Origin of the sequence: Pseudoxanthomonas wuyuanensis, from assembly GCF_900215535.1 — a bacterium.
GTDB lineage: Bacteria > Pseudomonadota > Gammaproteobacteria > Xanthomonadales > Xanthomonadaceae > Pseudoxanthomonas_A > Pseudoxanthomonas_A wuyuanensis.
In genome coordinates, this window is record NZ_OCND01000002.1 from 208,735 (window position 1) to 225,491 (window position 16,757).

Here is a 16,757-nt window from a genome sequence, read left to right on the forward strand (position 1 = left end):
GCAACGTACCGGAGCGCTGCAATGGATAGAAGACAGTTCCTGCAACATGGCCTGGCCGCCACCGCGGCGGCCGGTTCCGGCCTGGCCATCGACGGTATTGCGGCGCCTGCGCCAGCGCCGGCAGCCGCTTCTGCAGTGCTGGCCAAGCCGGTGCTGCAACCCGTGGACGAAACCGGCCTGCACGGCCACACCCGCGTCTGCGAATTCCGCGAGGACGGGATCGACTGGACCGTGTACGAAGACCTGCGCACGCCGCAGGGCGCGATCAGCTTCGTCAGTGCCGCGGGCATGCTGGCATTGGGCAAACGTACCGAAGCCGCATTTCCCAGCGACCAGCCGCCGTATTTCGGCATGAAGCTGGCCGAGGTAGCGCTGGCCGATGCCGATCTGCTGGCCGACCATCTGCTGCGCGATGGCGACCCGTCGGAACAGGAAGTGCGCGATGCCGCGCCGCCGCCGGCCTCGCTGCTGGATCCCAAGGACCACGCAGGGCGCTGGCCGTGGACGACCTTCGTCGGCACCCGCGAGGCGCTGGACACGATGCCGATCCTGCCCAACGGCCGCAGCCGCACCTGGCGGCCCGAGCATGCCTTCGCCGAACTTGGCGACGTGCCGCTGATCAAGCGCCGCCATGAAGGGCTGCTGGGCGGCTGGATGCCGGCGGTGCACAAGGTGCTGCCGACATCGGCCAACCGCCACTACGACCTGCTGGTGTTCGCCGACGTGCGCGCGCAGGACCGCTTTATCGTGCAGACCTGGCATCGCAGCGTGCTGGTGGAAGACGGCAGGGCGACCAAAACGATCTACACGCACAGCTATCCGGAATTCCCGCCGCGACGCGGCAGCGCGACGGCCGAAGACTTCTACCGCGGGCTGCTGCGCTTTGCCGGTTACTGGCAACAGCTGTTGCGCGATACCGTGCAGGCCAGCCTGCCGGACCCCAGCTGGAACGACATGGCGCGCTTCGCCTTCGCGCGCGAGCTGGTGGTTCGCCCCGGCGGCACCTACCCCAAGTACGGCGCGGTGGAGCGCGACTACTACGGCAACGAGTACGACGGCTTCCAGGACACCTTCACCAGCTCGCTGTACGCCAACCTGGAGTGGGGCCGCTTCGAACAGGCCGCGGCGGTGCTGGATGGCTACTTCAACGATTTCGTGCAGGCCGACGGCATGCCCAACATGCGCGGGCCTGAGGTCGGCCAGTTCGGCCTGATTCTGTCGCTGATGGCGCGCTACCTGCGCTACACCGGCGATGCCGCGCTGCTGCGCAAGCACCGCGGCAAGATCGAAGCCACGGCGCAGATACTGGAAGATCTGCACGAGCAGAGCCTGAAACTGCCAGCCAATGCGCCGGGCCACGGCCTGATCCACGGCTGGAACGAATCCGATGCCTGCCTGTTTCCCGATCCCACGCTGTGGTGGAAGCCGTACTACGCCAACAGCGCGTTGGCGGCGCGCGGGCTGGCGGATATCGCGCCGGTCTGGCCGCGCATCGGCGGTACCGGCGCAGCGGCCACCGCAAAGCGCTGGCATGGGCGCGCGCAGCAGTTGAGCGTGCAGACCGAGCGCACACTACGCGCCAATATCCGCCACGATCTGAAGCCGCCCTACATCGGTCCGCTGCCTGGCGCCAAACTGACCTTCCGCCAGTCGCTGTTGCAGGAAAGCCCCAGCGAACAGGGATGGCCGCACCGCGTCTACGCCGAGCTGCTGCAGGCCGACGTGTTGCCGGAGGACCTGGCCAACCTGGTGATCGACTGCGTGCGCGGCCACGGCGGCACCAGCCTTGGGGTGGTGGCCAACATCGCGCCGCCCAGCCCGGAATCGCGGGATCTGCTCGGTTTCATTTCCTACGGCTATGCGCAACAGCTGCTGCGCCTGGACCGCATCGAGGAATACCTGCTGTTCCTGTACGCGCACCGCTACCACGCGCATACGCGCGGCGGCTGGACGGCGGGCGAGGTCAGCGGCATCACCGGCGGCATGCCGCTGTTCTGCATGCCGGCGCAGCTGACCATTCCATTGCTGCTGCGCTGGATGCTGGTGTTCGAAGATAGTGCCGGTGAGCAGTTGCACCTGGCGCGCGCGGTGCCGCGCGAGTGGCTGGCCAGCGGCCAGGAGATCGCCATCGCCGGCGCGCCCACGCGCTGGGGCAAGGTCGGCTTGCGTTTGCGCGCCGACGCGCAGGCCCAGCGCATCGACGGCCATGTCGATCTGCCCGCCGCCGCGCCTGACGGCATCTGGCTCAGCCTGCGGCTTCCAACTGGAAAGCGGTTGGTTAGGGCATTCGTGGACGGCGTGGAAGCGACGCCGGGTGGAAGGCGCGGGGATGCGTTACCGATCGCCGGGCGCCCCGGCACGCGCATCGAACTGCAAGCCTTCTATGCCTGAATGCGCAGGCGTCCGGGAGAAGCAACGCCGCGGCAGCATGCCTGAAAACATGCCGTATTCCGCACCCAGGAACGATATTTGCGACAAGACGCGCGGGCCATCGCGCATGCACGATGAGATTAAGCCGGCCCCATGACCAACGCGTGACATCGCGCACCCGGCATGGATGGCGGCCCCAACCTAAACATGAACGCCGGAGGTGACACGAACAACCAATGCCCTCGGGAGCGGCAGCAGGCGTAGGTGCCGGCCGTCTTCGACGATGGCGCAAGGTGTGCGACGCGGCGATTCGATCGCTGCCGCCCGCCACCGGGGGTCAGCAATGCGGCCATGCGCGCGCAAAGACGCGGCAGGCCGGCGACAGCAGTTTTGCCCCGCATCGCAAAAGCCGTGTGCGGCGGATTTCAGGCGTTTTTCTTGTGCTGGCCCAGGCCGGCAGGGGCGCCTTTTACCCAGAAGAATCCCAAAACAGCCCAACCGAGTCGTCGAGGAGACACCCATGCGGTCCGCCGAAGTACTGTTGTCGTCCAACCCCACGCATCATCGTGGCGCTTCCCGTTCTTTCGCCATTCCACGCACGCGCAGGCCGCTGGTGCAGGCCATTGCCGTCGCGCTGCCGCTGGTCGCCGCCTGCGCCGCGCAAGCGCAGGAAGCGCCGGCCGCCGACGATGCCACCAGGACCCTGGACAGCGTGACCGTCACCGGCTCGCGTATCCGCCGCGTCGATACCGAAACCGCCAACCCGGTGACCACCATCAGCCGCGAGGCCATCGAGGCAACAGGCAAGGCGACGCTGGGCGATCTGATCCAGGAATTGCCGGCCATCGCCGGCAACGCCACCAACCCCAACGTCAACAACGGCGGCGGCACCGGCGCCTCGGCCATTTCGCTGCGTGGCCTGGGCGAGAAGCGCACGCTGGTGTTGGTCAATGGCGTGAGGTTGGCCTACAACGACGTCAACAGCATTCCGGCTTCGATGGTCGAACGCGTCGAAGTACTGGGCGACGGCGCTTCGGCGGTCTACGGCTCCGACGCCATTGGCGGTGTGGTCAATTTCATCCTGCGCGATCGCTTCGAGGGCGTGCAGGCCAGCGCCGACTACGGCCAGACCACCCGCGGCGACGGCGTTCGCCGCAACTATTCGTTGACTGCCGGCCATGCCTGGGACCGGGCCAGTCTGGTTGGCGGGGTGTCGTACCACAAGATTGACGAGGTGTCGGCGGCGCAGCGCGCGTTCTCCAGGGATGCGCTAAATCTGGTCAACGGCGAAGCCGTCAAGCAGGGCTCGTCGGCCACGCCCTACGGCACCATCAGTTTCAACGATGGCTCCGCCGAAGCGGCGGCGCTGGCCGACGCGGCAGGCTGTTCCCGGGTTACGCTGGACAGCGCCACCGGCGCCGGCCCGACTTCGCAGGGCGACTACCACTGCTACGACGCCACCGCCGATTCCTACAACTATCAACCGTTCAATCTGATCCAGACGCCGCAGGAACGCACCAATGCCTTCGTGCTGGGCAGCTATCGCGTGACCGACAGCGTCGAGGCCTACGCAAGCGCCTATTTCACCAAGACCCACTCGGCGTCGGTCATCGCGCCGGTGCCGATCTTCGCCATCGGTGACAACTTCCTGGTATCGGCGGACAGCTATTACAACCCGTTCGGCATCAACTTCGGCGCCGACCGCGCCACCGGCACCACCTACAACACGTTCAATACCCGTCTAGTGTCGCTAGGCAATCGCAAATACGAGTACAACACCTACAACCTGCAGACCAACGCCGGCCTGCGCGGTGGATTCGGCGACAGCTCCTGGCAGTGGGACGTCAACGCCGGCTACGGGCGGGTCCGCCAGAAATCGGTCAACAACGGCTTCCTGAACTATGCGGCCTTCAACCAGGCGGTCGGACCATCGTTCCTGGACAGCGACGGCGTGGTCAAGTGCGGCACCGCCGGCAACGTGATCGCCGGCTGCACGCCGATCAACATCTTCAATACCAACGATCCGGCCACCGTCGAAGCCCTGCAGGCCATCGTGGTCAACCCGGTCGCCACCAGCACCTACACCGTCAAGCAGTTCGAGGCCAATGCCAACGGCGACCTGTTCGACCTCCCGGCCGGCACCGTCAACCTTGCGGTGGGCGTGTCCTACCGCAAGGAAAGCACCTCGACCCGTACCGACGAACTGGCGGTGGCCGATCTGGAAGGACTGTGCGGCATCATCGAGTTCTGTACGACGGTGCTCACCGGCAGCTTCAGCGTCAAGGAAGCCTACGCCGAAACCCTGATCCCGCTGCTGGGCGATGTACCCTTCGTGCATTCGCTCAACCTGTCCATCGGCACGCGCTTTTCCGACTACGACTCGGTCGGCAGCACCACCAACAGCAAGCTGGCGGTGGAGTGGCGGCCCATCGAGAACCTGCTGCTGCGCGGGACGGTGTCGGAGGTGTTCCGCGCGCCGAACATCAGCGAACTGTACGCGGGCATCGGCGGCGACGCAGCCTCGGCCATCGACCCCTGCAACGGCTACACCGGCGGCAATGACGTCGCCTGCGCCAACGTGCCGACCGACGGCAGCTACCAGCAGGCCGATCCGCAGGTATCCGCGCGCACGTCCGGCGCACTGGTGGCCGGCTACGACGGCCTCAAGCCGGAAACCGGCAAGTCCTACGACTTCGGCGTGGTCTACGATCCGCTATGGGCCGAAGGCCTGTCGCTGAGCGCGGATGTGTGGCGCATCAACCTGGTGGACACCATCGCCACGGTGTCGGCGCAGACCGTCCTCAACCAGTGCTACGCCAACTCCGCCAGCGCGTTCTGCCCGCTGATCCACCGCAACGACAACGGCACCATCTACTACATCGGCGAGCCGACGGTGAACCTGGGCCAGCTGTGGACCAAGGGCGTGGACTTCGGTGCCAACTACCGCCTGCCGGAAACCGCCTGGGGCCGCTTCACCGCCAGCCTCAATGGCACCTATGTCGCCCGCTACGACATCAACCCCGACCCGAGCGATCCGGGCACCGTGGTGATCCACAACGCCGGCAAGTACACCTACTCCTACGGCAACTTCCCGCGGATACGCGCGCTGGCCACGTTGAACTGGAGCCAGGGGCCCTGGAGTGCCGGCTGGCGCGTCCGTTATGTCGGGCACACATCGATCGGCAGCACCGATGCGCGGCAGAATCTCTCGGCCGACTCCGCGGTGCCGGCGGTCGAACGCGCAATCGGCGCCTACACCTACCACAGCCTGCAGGGCGGCTACGACTTCAGCGACTGGCATACCCGGGTCGACGTGGGCGTGGACAATCTGGGCGACAAACAGCCGCCCTTGTACTACAACAACAACGCCAACAACGGTAATACCGACGTGACCACGTACGACGTGCTGGGCCGTTACCTGTGGGCTCGGGTGACCGTGACGTTCTGAGAACCTGTTCGGAGTTTTACCGTGCTTGCCATCTGGCGCGTATCAGGTACAGGGCAGGTTCTGGCTGCGCTCGCGACAGACTTGGAACAAGTTATGAACCGACAGGTTGGGCGGGCGCCGCAGCCCGCCCGCCGAGGGTCCACTCGCCGCCTGCGCGCGTCCTGCGCCGGCGGCGTTTCAACAAGGGAGCAGACTTTCCGATGAATCTCCATCTTTCGCGGCGCCGTTTCATCGCCTGGAGCGCGTTGGCCGCCGCAGCCGGCTTCGCCCGGTTTCCGCTGGAAGCGGCCGCATCGGCGCCGCACCGGGTCAGGCCGTTCGCGCTGCGCGACGTGCGCCTGAAGCCTTCGCTGTTCCTGGACTCGTTGCAGACCAACCGCCGCTACCTGTATTCGCTCGAACCGGACCGGTTGCTGCACAACTTCCGCCGCCATTCCGGCCTGGAACCGAAGGGACAGGTGTATGGCGGCTGGGAGGCGGACACCATCGCCGGGCACACGCTGGGGCACTACCTGAGCGCGTTGTCGTTGATGCATGCGCAGACCGGAGATCCAGAATGCCGGCGCCGGGCGGACTACATCGTCGCCGAACTGGCGCTGTGCCAGGATCACAGCGGCGACGGCTATGTCGCCGGATTCACCCGCAAGAACGAAGCGGGCGAGATCGAGAACGGCCGCGTGCTGTTCGACGAGATCGTGGGTGGCGATATCCGGCCCGCATCGTTCTACCTCAACGGCAGTTGGGCGCCGCTGTACACCTGGCACAAGCTGTTCGCCGGACTGCTGGACGCCCACGCGCATTGCGGCAACGCGCAGGCGCTGCAGGTGGCCGAAAAGCTGGGTGGCTACGTCGACGGTGTGTTCGCGAAACTCGACGACGACCAGGTGCAGCAGGTGCTGAGCTGCGAATTCGGCGGACTCAACGAATCCTTCGCCGAGCTGCATGCCCGCAGCGGCGATGCGCGTTGGTTGAAACTGGCCGAGCGCCTACGCCATCGCGAGGTCATGGACCCGCTGGTCGCCCAGCAGGACAAGCTGGCGCGGCTGCACGCCAACACCCAGATACCGAAGCTGATCGGCATGGCCCGCCAGTCTGAGCTGACCGGCGACCCGGAGCCGGCCGCGGCGGCGCGGTTCTTCTGGCATACCGTGGTCGCGCACCACACCTACGCGATCGGCGGCCATTCCGACCGCGAATATTTCCAGACGCCGGATTCGATCTCCGAATTCATCACCGAGCAGACCTGCGAACACTGCAACAGCTACAACATGCTGAAGCTGACCCGGCACCTGTACCAGTGGACGCCGCAGGCCTCGTACTTCGACTTCTACGAACGCGCGCTGCTCAACCATGTGATGGCGCAGCAGCACCCGGAAACCGGCATGTTCGCCTATATGATGCCGCTGATGTCGGGCCAAGCGCGCAGCTTCTCCAAGCCGTTCGACGATTTCTGGTGCTGCGTCGGTTCCGGCATGGAGAGCCATGCGCAGTTCGGCGATTCGATCTACTGGCAGGGCCAGGACACGCTGTTCGTCAACCTCTACATTCCGTCGAAGCTCGATTGGGCCGAGCGGGGCATGGTGGTGGAGCTGGACAGCACCTTGCCGCTGGGCGGCACCGCCGCGTTGCGGGTGGTGGAGACGTCGGCGCGCGTGCCGACACGCATCGCCTTGAGGATTCCGGCTTGGGCCGCGGGCTGGATGCTGAAACTCAACGGGCGCGCCGTCAAGGCTGAGCTGGCCGATGGCTATGCCAGCATAGAACGACGCTGGCGCGCGGGCGACACGTTGAATCTTGAGCTGCCGCTGGACCTGCGCCTGGAGGCGACCGCCGACGATCCGCATACGGTGGCAATCCTGCGTGGACCGCTGGTTATGGCGGCCGACCTGGGGGCATCGACGCAGCCCTACGACGCGCCGGACCCGGTGCTGGTCGCCGATGGTGACGTGCTGCTGGGTTTCCAGCCGCAAGGCGAACCGGGGCACTACCTGGCACCGACGGTGACGCGCCCCGGCCCACTGAGCTTCGCTCCGTTCTATGCCCAGCATGATCGCCGCAGCGCGGTTTACTTCAAGCTGCTCGACCCGGCCGGATGGCAAGAGGCTTCGGCTGCGAAGCAGGCCGAAGCCAAGGCGACCGCGCAACTGGACGCGCAGGCGCTGGACAGCATCCAGTTGGGCGATGAGTCTTCCGAAAAAGCGCATGGCCTGCGCAGCGAAAGTTCCTACGATCTGTCCTATCGCCGCCGAAAAGGCCGCGACGCCCGCACCGGCGGCTACATCGAGTTCGATCTGCGTTCGGCGCCGGGCCCGCTGTCGCTGCGGCTGCGCTACTGGGGCGGGGACTACCGGCGCCGGTTCCGGATCCTGGCCAACGGCCGGCAGATCGCCTTCGAGACGCTCGACGGCAACCGCGGAAACGCCTTCGTCGATGTGGACTACCCGATTCCCGCAACGGCCTTGCGCGGAAAAACCCTGCGCATCCGCATCGAACCGGAGAAGGGCTACAGCGCCGGTCCGGTGTTCGGTTGCTGGCTGCTGGCCTGAACCACTTTCCCCAAGGCACCAGCGGCTTGAAAGAACAAGTCATGGGCCATCCGCCTTGGCGCATGGCTGCTGCCGAAAAATCAGAACGTAATCTTCACCGAGTCGGCGCTGCGCTGGGCCTGGCCGTGGAAGACGGCTTCGATGTTGTTGCCGTCCGGGTCCAGCGCAAAGGCCGCGTAATAGCCGGGATGATAGGGGCGCTCGCCCGGTGCGCCGTTGTCGGTTCCGCCGCTGGCCAACGCAGCCCTGTGGAAGGCATCGACCATGGCCCGGTCCTGCGCCTGGAAGGCCAGGTGATGCCGGCCGGTCAGTTCGCCCTGCGCGGCCGGACTGTAGGCGGTGGATACGAACAGTTCGTCGGCCCAGAAATAATCGTCGCCGGTGCCGCCCATCGGAATCTCCAGCGCATCGAACACCGCGGCATAGAAGGCCTGGCTGGCGGCCAGGTCGCGCACCACAAGCTGGATGTGATCGATCAGGCGGCCGCGATGCAGTTCTTCGGTTTCCATGGCATGGCTCCCGGGTGGATGGAAGCGGATTTATAGCATCGGCCAACCGCCTGCGCGGCAAACGCCCCTGCGGCAGGCCGCGGGGTACCTCAAGACTGCCCACGTATCGCGGCTGGCATTGTGATGATGCATGCAAGACGCACCTGAGATACGGCATTGCCCTGGGACAAAACCGCGAACGCGGATACCTCTTTGTCCCGCGGCAGCCCGCGGCCGCGAGATGCGCCGTTGCTTCAGATCGGCTGGATCAGCGCAAGGATGTTGCCTTCGGTGTCCTTGAACCACGCCGCCTTCGCGCCGCCGGCGGTCACGATGTCGCTGCCGGCAACAGCACCGGGCATATCGTAGTGCTCGAATACCACACCGCGGGCTTTCAGCTCGGCGACTTCGCGTTCGACGTCCTCGACCTGCCAGAAGGCCTGGCTGGCCTTGGACGTGCCGGCATTGGGCGTCGGATACAGAAAGCAGGCTGTGCCTTCGCCGAAACGATAGGTGACGCCGCCGGCCTGTTCCTCTTCGGGCGTAAACCCCAATCGGGTTTCGTAGAACTCGCGCGCACGCGTCACATCGTTCGCGGGCAGATAGGCGTAGAGGGGATGATCCTGCAACATGATGGGCTCCTGACAGATGGGCGAGCCGCTCGGCGCAGGCTCTCATGGCAACGACGATGGGGAGCGGCGCGGATCGACAGCGCGGAGAGGGACAGCATCGCCTGAGCGCGCAGCTTGCCGCCAGATCCGATGCAGGGAGCGTGAAAGAGCGCCGCCATTGCGGCGCGGGAACGCTTCAGGAATCTCCCGATGCGCCGCGGGCCGGGCTTTCCGGTGCCGGCGCCTAGGTGAGGATGGATTCCCCTATGATGCGCCGGAGACGGAGAACGACGGGAGGGAGCAATGTCCGAACGTATGCACGTCGCAGCAGCAATCCTGACCAGGCTCAGGGCGATTTGCCTGGAGTTTCCGCAGGCCTATGAAGAGCAGGCATGGGTGGGCACGCGCTGGATGGTACGCAAGCACAACTTTGCCCATGTGTTGGTGGTGGCGGAAGGTTGGCCACCGGCCTACGCCCGCGCCGCAGGCAGTGACGGGCCAATCACCGTGCTGACCTTCCGCTCCAGCGCACGCCTGGATGCGCCACGGTTTACCCGCCGTCCATTCTTCAAGCCGGTGTGGTGGCCCGATATCGCCGGTATCGCGATCGACGCGCAAACCGATTGGGACGAGATCGCCGATCTCGTTGCCGACAGTTATTGCCTGCTGGCGCCGAAGAAACTGGCCGCCTTGGTAGAGCGGCCCGGCGGTTGAGCGGAGCGGCGTCTTCCGGCGCGCGGAACTCTACATTCGGCGCCTTGCCCGACTGGTTTCAACTGCCGTTCCGCAGGCGCAACGTCAGGCCCTTCAGGAAGTTGCGCAGCAACTGATCGCCGCAGGGCCGGAAATTCTTGTGCCCGGGCTGGCGGAACAGCGCCGACAGTTCCGGCTTGGAGACCGGAAAGCCGGCGTCCTGGAAGATCTGGTGCATGTCCACGTCCTTCAGCTGGAACGCTACCCGCAGCTTCTTCAGCACCACATTGTTGGTGATGCGGGTCTCTACCGGCCGCTGCGGCAGGCTTTCGTCGCGGCCGCGGTGGTGGAAAACCAGGCCGTCCAGGAAGTGCGCCAGCACGCGGTCGCTGCAGGCGACAAAGCCATCCTCGTCGTCCCGCTTCAGATAGGCCTGCACGTCCGCGCGCTCGAGCGGGAAGTCCGCATCTGCCAGACGGGTGATCTCGACCACCTTGTTGTCGCTCAGGTCAAGCATGTAGCGGATGCTTCGCAGCACGTCATTGTTGATCATCGGTTTTCCGGTTCTGCCGGCCGCCGGGCGGGCTGGCGACCATTCTAGAACGTCCGGGCCAGCCGCAACGCGGATGACCCGGCCCGTGCCGTCGTCCGCGGCGCGGATGGCGCCGCTGCCGGATCGTCGCGCCGGCAAGGAATCATGCGGCGGCGACGAAAACTTCACTTGGAATTTGCGCATGGCGGTCTACAACCGTAAGCCCATAGCAAGCGCAAGGGAGTTACCCCCAATGGCCAGAGCGACCCGGACCGACGCGCCCCAGGTGCACGAATTGCTGTTGCAGGCACTGGAAACCGAGCGTGGCGGCATCAAGGTTTACAGCGCAGCCATTCAGGCGGCGCAGAACGAAGACCTGCTGCAGGAATGGCAGGAATACCTGCAGCAGACCCGGACCCACGAGCAGGTGCTGACGCGGGTTTTCGAGGAGCTTGGCATGGATACCGAAGAGCAGAGCCCGGGCCGGATGGTCGTCGCCCACCACGGCGCATCGCTGGTCGCCGCCATCGAGATGGCGATCGAGAACGCCGAGCCGGCAGCGGCCGAACTGGTCGCCGCCGAGTGCGTCGTACTGGCCGAAATCAAGGATCACCAGAACTGGGCGCTGATCGGCCGGGTGGCCGAGGCCGGCGGCAAGCACGCCAAAGTCCTGAAAGCCGCGTTCGATGCGGTGGAGCAGGATGAGGACCATCATCTCTACCACACCCAGGGTTGGACGCGGGAACTGTGGATTCAGTCGCTTGGCATGCCGGCGGTGCTGCCGCCGCCGGAAGAAGTCAAGCATGTCGAGACCGCCATCGGCGCATCGCGCGCCGAACAGGCGCGCAAGAGGATGCTGTAGCTGCGCAATAGTACGCAGCAGCGGCCAGCCGGAGGAGCGGTGGGCACCGCGGTGCCCGCCGCCTGCGAACCGGCAATCGGATGGCGGGCGCTGCTGCCGGCAGGCTTGGCAACCGGCGCCGCTAGCGGCAAGAATGCGGGCCAGGCCATCGCTGCGAACAGCCCATGCCTCAGCACATCGGTATCGTCGCCTGTTCCGCCGAAGGCGCGGCACTGTGTTACCGCACCGTCTGCCTGGAGGGCGCCAGGCGGCTGGGTCCGCACGCGCATCCGGAACTGTCGATGCATTCGCATTCGCTGGCCGACTACGTGGCCTGCATCGACCGCGACGACTGGCAGGCTGTTGGCGAGCTGATGCTGTCGTCGGCGCACAAGCTGGCCCGCGCCGGCGCCGAGTTCCTGATCTGCCCCGACAACACCATCCATCGCGCCATGGACTACGTGGCGCCGCGCTCGCCGCTGCCATGGCTGCATATCGCCGAAGTGGTGGCCGAGGAGGCGGTAACGCGCGGCTTCGCCCGGTTGGGCCTGACCGGTACGCAGTGGCTGGTGGACGGCGAGGTGTATCCGCGAACGTTCGCCGCGCACGGACTGCAACTGGTGCGCCCCGGCGCCGACGAACGTGCCGAGATCAGCCGCATCATCATGGAAGATCTGGTGTACGGCGTATTCGAGCCCGACGCGGTGGCCTACTTCCAGCACGTCATCGGCCGCATGCGGGAACAAGGCTGCGACGCGGTGGTGCTCGGATGCACCGAAATACCGCTGCTCATGCATGACGGCAATTCGCCGTTGCCCACGCTCGATTCCACCCGCCTGCTCGCGCAAGCGGCGCTGCGCCGGGCGCTGCTGCCGGACCAGGGGCCGCCGGCGCGCCTGGGATAGGACCTGTGCCGATGCGCGTCAGGGCAACACCGGGGTCCGGCCTTTTTCAGCGCTGCCTTCACGGACCGTGGACATCGCTATACCTTGTCCTTCCGCGGCAGCGGGCAAGCGACACGCCCTAATCATCGGCGTAACAAGCGTCTTCCTATACTCGCAGGCGTCTGCATTGAACGGCAATGCGGCGCAGTCCTCACACGGGAGAACGCAGCATGCAAAGAATTCCAGCCGGAACCGTCGTTGTGGTGGCCGACGGCGCGGGCGCGCGCGTGTTCCGCAATATCGGCGATGGCAAGACATTGACGTTGCAGCAGCAGGACATGCTGGAGCTGATGAACATGGACGATGACGGCCCCGCCGGCAGCGTGCCTACCGAATCCAGCGGCCAGCAGATCAACGAGGCCACCTTCGCCAAGCAACTGGCCATCGGCCTGAACAACGGCGCATTGAAGGACGAATACACGCATCTGGTGCTGGTGGCCGACCCGCAGACGCTGGGCAGGATGCGGCCGCTGCTGCACAAGCAAACCCAGCAGCGGATGATTGGCGAGATCGCCAAGACGCTGACCAATTCGCCATTGCAGGATATTGAACGGGCACTGTCCTGACGGCTCCCGGCCGGCCCGGGAACCCGCCGGCGGGCATTGCCGCCGACGAGCCGTGCCTCAGGGCGAGGTTGCCGCGGTGGCCTCGATCTCGAACAGCATTCCATCCAGCGCCAGCCGCGGCACCGGGATCAGCGTGCAGGGCGGCGGCGGCAGGTCGCCCAGCAGCGACTGCCACGCCTGCCCGAATTGATGCAGCCGCTCTTCGCTGTGGTCGACGATGAGTACGGTGATCCGGGCCACATCGCCCAGGCCGGCACCGGCGGCGCGCAGGGCGGTCTGCAGGTTCTGCAGGGCCTGCCGCACCTGGCCGGCGAAGTCGGCCGGCAGCTGGCCGTTGGCGTCTTCGCCGCCCTGGCCGGCGACCAGGATCAGCTGCGCCGGTGCGCGCACGATGGCCAGGTGCGAATAACCGTTGGGGACCGGGTCGTAGAGGCCTGCGGGATTGCGGAACCGGAGCATCGGCTCCTGCGGTGGTGCGGACGGCGGCGACATCGCGGGGTACTCCGGAAGTTGGGTGGACGCGCAGCTTCCGGCCTCAAGCGCGGTTGAGGTCAACAGGCACGGATGCATTGCGCTCCGGTAGCGCGAAACCTGCAGCGCAGGCGGCATCGCGTACGCGTAGCCAGCGCGTGTCGGCAAGCGGCCCGATGGGTCTGGCAGGAATGGGCGCTCCCGCGGCCGAAGCCGCTACCACCGCAGAAGCGATGATCGCGGGCCGGTTCAGCAGGGGATTCCAGCGGCGGCACGCGAGCGGATTGCCGCGCTGCGGGCAGCGCCAGGGGTCATTCCGGAAAACTGCTTGAATGCGCGGCAGAACGAGCTTTGGCTTTCGAAGCCGCAGGCTTCGGTGATTTCGCAGAACGGCAGGGCGGTGTCGCGCACCAGGTGCAGCGCGCGTTGCAAGCGCAGGCGCGCGGCATACTCGCTGGGCGTATGCCCGAACGCGGCGCGATAGATTCGGCTCAGGTGCCAGGTGGAGTAGTTGCCCTGGCGCGACAGCCAGGCCATATCCGGCGACCGGCCGATCTGGCTGCGGATCAGGTGCTGTATGCGCAGCAAGCGCGCGAGGGTGCGCCTGCGGGCGGCGGTCGTACGGCCCGAACACCGTGGCAGCAGCTCGCGAAGCGGCCGTTGCTGTTCGTGTACCAGCACGCATGCCCCGGCCAGCAGCTCGGGCGCCGCCACGCCGGTGCCGTCGGCCTTGCGCAGCGCTTGCGCCATCCGCACCAGGAACCGGGCCAGCAGGGGCGGGCAACGACCCTCGTCGGCGAACAACTCGCCCAGCAGGCCCGCATCCGCTCCCGCCCGATGCCAGGCCTGCGGCGACCCGCACAGACTGAGCCAGTGCCCGCCGTTTCCGGACGCCAGCTGGACCGCGCCCCGCCACACCAGCACGCTGCCTCGCTCGATGGGCCATCCCAGCTCTTCGGCATCGACTCGCAGTTGTGCGCCCAGCGGCAACGACACCGACAGCCAATCCCGCGGGACCCGCAACCGCGCGCCGCGTTCGCTGCCATGGACAAGATGCAGGACATCCGGATGACGCATTTCCGGCGACAGCGCTTCCCCCAGCCTGAGCCGCGAATAGCGAAGCGCCAGCGCGGGCGGGATGGCCGTTGCCGCGGCCGGCAGGCGGTTGTCGTAGGCCGGGGAGAAATCGCCGCAGGCAGGCGTCGCGGTCGCTGGCCGGTCGAAGTACATACGTGCTCCCACTGCGTTCGGATGCGCCAACGTTGATCGCGACGATGTGCGGATTCAACCCGGCCGGGACCAACCGTCCATCTGCAGGGACCAACGACACCAGCGCGGTTGCGCCGGCAAGGCGATCTGCTTAGCCTGCCGGCATGTTCCGACGAAAGTCCCTGCTGTGGTGGACCGTCTTTGCCGGTTGGACGCTGTTCGGCGTGGTGCTTTCGGTCGAAACGCTCACTCTGCGCAATGCCGCCGCGCCCGGGACGGGCCTGGAGATCGGACATGCGCTGCGGACCGGGCTGGCCAGCGCCTGGCTGTGGGTGCCGCTGACCGTGGGCCTGCTTGCCCTGGTGCAGCGTTTTCCGATAGGACGCGACCGCATCGCCTTGCCGGTGCTGCTGCACGCCATGGCCGTGCTGGCGATCATCCTGTTGCGTGCGCTGGCGGTATACGCGCTCAACCGCTGGATCGGCTGGTACGCCGAATTACCGGAGTTTTCGCTGGTGTTGACGGCCAGCGTGGCCAAGAACTTCCTGATTGGCTGGTTGATCGTCGGCGTCGCCCACGCCTTCCTTTACTACGAGCGTTCCAACCAGCGCGAGCGCCATGCCGTCGAACTGGAGGCCAGTCTGATGCAGACGCGGCTGCAGGCGCTGTCGGCCCAGCTGAATCCGCACTTTCTTTTCAACGCATTGAACTCGGTGTCCGAACTGGTCCACCGCAACCCCGCCGCCGCCGACCGGATGCTGGTATCGCTGGGCCAGTTGCTGCGCGCCAGCCTGGACCGCTCGAGCGTGCAGCAGGTTCCCTTGCGCGAGGAACTGGCGCTGCTGGAGCGCTATGTCGATCTGGAGAAGATGCGGCTGGGCGATCGCCTGCATATGCACTGGGAAATCGATCGCAGCCTGCTGTCGGTGCCGGTGCCGCGTCTGCTGCTGCAGCCGCTGGTGGAGAACGCCATCCATCACGCCATCGCGCCACGCCTGCAGCCCGGACGCGTGGTGGTCGGGGTCAGGCGCAGCGGCGATGAGCTCGTACTGGAAGTGCATGACGATGGCCAGGCGGATCCGGCCCAGCCCGGCAACGGGCACGGCATTGGGCTGGCCAACACGCGTGCGCGGCTGCGCGCGCTGTATGGCGAGAACCACGCCTTCGAGCTGACCCGTACCGCCGGCGACGACGGTACCGTCGCGCGGGTCCGGCTGCCTCTCCGGGCACTGGAACTGGCGGCATGAATCGCCCGCTGCGAGCGGTGATTGCCGACGACGAACCGCTGGCGCGCGCGCGCCTGCAGCGGTTGCTCGGGCAGATGGATGCGGTGCAGGTGGTGGCGCAGTGCGCATCCGCGCGCGAGACCATCGGCGCACTGCGGTCCACCGCCGCCGATGTGGTGTTCCTGGATATCCGTATGCCCGATGCGGACGGTTTCGATGTGCTGCAGGCGCTGCCGGGCGCGCGCCCGCAGATCGTCTTCGTGACCGCTTACGCCGAACATGCGGTGCATGCCTTCGACGAGGATGCCGCCGATTATCTGCTCAAGCCTTTCTCGGCCGATCGCCTGCATGCCGCCTTGGAACGGGTACGGAACCGGGTGCGTGCGCCCGAGCTGGCGGCCAGCGCCGTGCCGCCGCGCACGGACTATGCCGCCCGCCTGGCGGTATCGGTGGGTCGGCGGACGCGGGTCATCATGGTGGAAGAGCTGAGCTGGGCGCGCGCGCAGGCCAACTATGTCGAACTGCATGTCGGCGGCCGCGACTACCTGCTGCGCGGCACGATTGCCGAACTGGCGGAACGGCTGGACCCTTCCAGGTTCGTGCGCGTGCACCGATCGGCGCTGGTTCGCATCGATGCGGTGGACAGCCTGGAGTCCGGCGGCGGCGGACAGTATCTGTTGCATCTGCGCGAAGGCGCGGTATTGCGTACCGGGCGCAGCTACCGCCAGGTGGTGCGCAGCGCGTTCGGCCTGGCCTGAGCGCCTGGGCAAGACAGTACGGCCCCTTGCGGGACCGTACCATCGAGTGCGCTG

The 16,757-nt window shown here is 66.5% G+C and carries 14 protein-coding genes; 9 read left to right on the top strand and 5 right to left on the bottom strand.

Features of this window, described 5'->3' with window-relative positions; all coding sequences use genetic code 11:
* Nucleotides 1-21: 21 nt before the first annotated feature.
* The 3 genes from CRO39_RS05960 to CRO39_RS05970 all read left to right on the top strand — a co-directional run bounded on the left by CRO39_RS05960 (nucleotide 22) and on the right by CRO39_RS05970 (nucleotide 8,364).
* Nucleotides 22-2,391: a Tat pathway signal protein gene (locus tag CRO39_RS05960; RefSeq protein ID WP_097120962.1), complete on the top strand. Its 2,370-nt coding sequence runs from the start codon at nucleotides 22-24 to the stop codon at nucleotides 2,389-2,391.
* 499 nt (nucleotides 2,392-2,890) lie between these two features.
* Nucleotides 2,891-5,818 (top strand): TonB-dependent receptor, encoded by a 2,928-nt coding sequence (locus CRO39_RS05965; protein ID WP_097120963.1) that lies wholly within the window; start codon nucleotides 2,891-2,893, stop codon nucleotides 5,816-5,818.
* 200 nt (nucleotides 5,819-6,018) lie between these two features.
* Nucleotides 6,019-8,364: a glycoside hydrolase family 127 protein gene (locus tag CRO39_RS05970; RefSeq protein ID WP_097120964.1), complete on the top strand. Its 2,346-nt coding sequence runs from the start codon at nucleotides 6,019-6,021 to the stop codon at nucleotides 8,362-8,364.
* Between the two features lie 80 nt (nucleotides 8,365-8,444).
* Here CRO39_RS05970 and CRO39_RS05975 read toward each other — a convergent pair whose 3' ends face one another.
* Nucleotides 8,445-8,873: a VOC family protein gene (locus CRO39_RS05975; RefSeq protein WP_097120965.1), complete on the bottom strand. Its 429-nt coding sequence runs from the start codon at nucleotides 8,871-8,873 to the stop codon at nucleotides 8,445-8,447.
* Nucleotides 8,874-9,106: 233 nt separating this feature from the next.
* Complete coding sequence (locus CRO39_RS05980) at nucleotides 9,107-9,484, bottom strand: VOC family protein (RefSeq protein ID WP_097120966.1); 378 nt, start codon at nucleotides 9,482-9,484, stop codon at nucleotides 9,107-9,109.
* A gap of 282 nt (nucleotides 9,485-9,766) precedes the next feature.
* On the opposite strand from CRO39_RS05980, the gene CRO39_RS05985 reads away from it, so the two are divergent.
* Complete coding sequence (locus CRO39_RS05985; RefSeq protein ID WP_097120967.1) at nucleotides 9,767-10,177, top strand: hypothetical protein; 411 nt, start codon at nucleotides 9,767-9,769, stop codon at nucleotides 10,175-10,177.
* 58 nt (nucleotides 10,178-10,235) lie between these two features.
* Here the strand turns inward: CRO39_RS05985 and CRO39_RS05990 are convergent, their stop codons facing one another.
* Entirely contained in the window at nucleotides 10,236-10,709 is a 474-nt protein-coding gene (locus CRO39_RS05990; protein ID WP_097121308.1) for a YehS family protein, read from the bottom strand.
* A 106-nt stretch (nucleotides 10,710-10,815) separates the two neighbouring features.
* Between CRO39_RS05990 and CRO39_RS05995 the strand changes: the two genes are divergently transcribed.
* From CRO39_RS05995 to CRO39_RS06005, 3 genes are all read left to right on the top strand, one after another.
* Complete coding sequence (locus CRO39_RS05995) at nucleotides 10,816-11,550, top strand: hypothetical protein (protein ID WP_217991837.1); 735 nt, start codon at nucleotides 10,816-10,818, stop codon at nucleotides 11,548-11,550.
* 164 nt (nucleotides 11,551-11,714) lie between these two features.
* Nucleotides 11,715-12,434 (top strand): aspartate/glutamate racemase family protein, encoded by a 720-nt coding sequence (locus CRO39_RS06000; RefSeq protein WP_097120969.1) that lies wholly within the window; start codon nucleotides 11,715-11,717, stop codon nucleotides 12,432-12,434.
* A 209-nt stretch (nucleotides 12,435-12,643) separates the two neighbouring features.
* The gene (locus CRO39_RS06005; protein WP_097120970.1) at nucleotides 12,644-13,039 is read left to right on the top strand and encodes a host attachment family protein; all 396 of its coding nucleotides are present in this window, start codon (nucleotides 12,644-12,646) and stop codon (nucleotides 13,037-13,039) included.
* A 57-nt stretch (nucleotides 13,040-13,096) separates the two neighbouring features.
* Here CRO39_RS06005 and CRO39_RS06010 read toward each other — a convergent pair whose 3' ends face one another.
* Both CRO39_RS06010 and CRO39_RS06015 read right to left on the bottom strand, forming a co-directional pair.
* Nucleotides 13,097-13,498 carry a RidA family protein gene (locus CRO39_RS06010; protein WP_244904254.1) on the bottom strand — a complete coding sequence of 134 codons (402 nt, stop codon included), beginning with the start codon at nucleotides 13,496-13,498 and terminating at the stop codon, nucleotides 13,097-13,099.
* Nucleotides 13,499-13,759: 261 nt separating this feature from the next.
* A complete protein-coding gene (locus tag CRO39_RS06015; protein WP_097120971.1) occupies nucleotides 13,760-14,740 on the bottom strand; it encodes a helix-turn-helix transcriptional regulator in 981 nt (326 codons plus the stop codon).
* 143 nt (nucleotides 14,741-14,883) lie between these two features.
* On the opposite strand from CRO39_RS06015, the gene CRO39_RS06020 reads away from it, so the two are divergent.
* Together CRO39_RS06020 and CRO39_RS06025 are read left to right on the top strand one after the other, a co-directional pair.
* Nucleotides 14,884-15,966, top strand: coding sequence for a sensor histidine kinase (locus CRO39_RS06020; protein ID WP_097120972.1), 1,083 nt, complete (start codon nucleotides 14,884-14,886; stop codon nucleotides 15,964-15,966).
* Nucleotides 15,963-16,703, top strand: a complete 741-nt coding sequence (locus CRO39_RS06025; RefSeq protein WP_097120973.1) for a LytR/AlgR family response regulator transcription factor — start codon at nucleotides 15,963-15,965, stop codon at nucleotides 16,701-16,703. Before CRO39_RS06020 ends, CRO39_RS06025 begins: the two co-directional genes overlap by 4 nt.
* The last annotated feature ends 54 nt before the right edge of the window (nucleotides 16,704-16,757 follow it).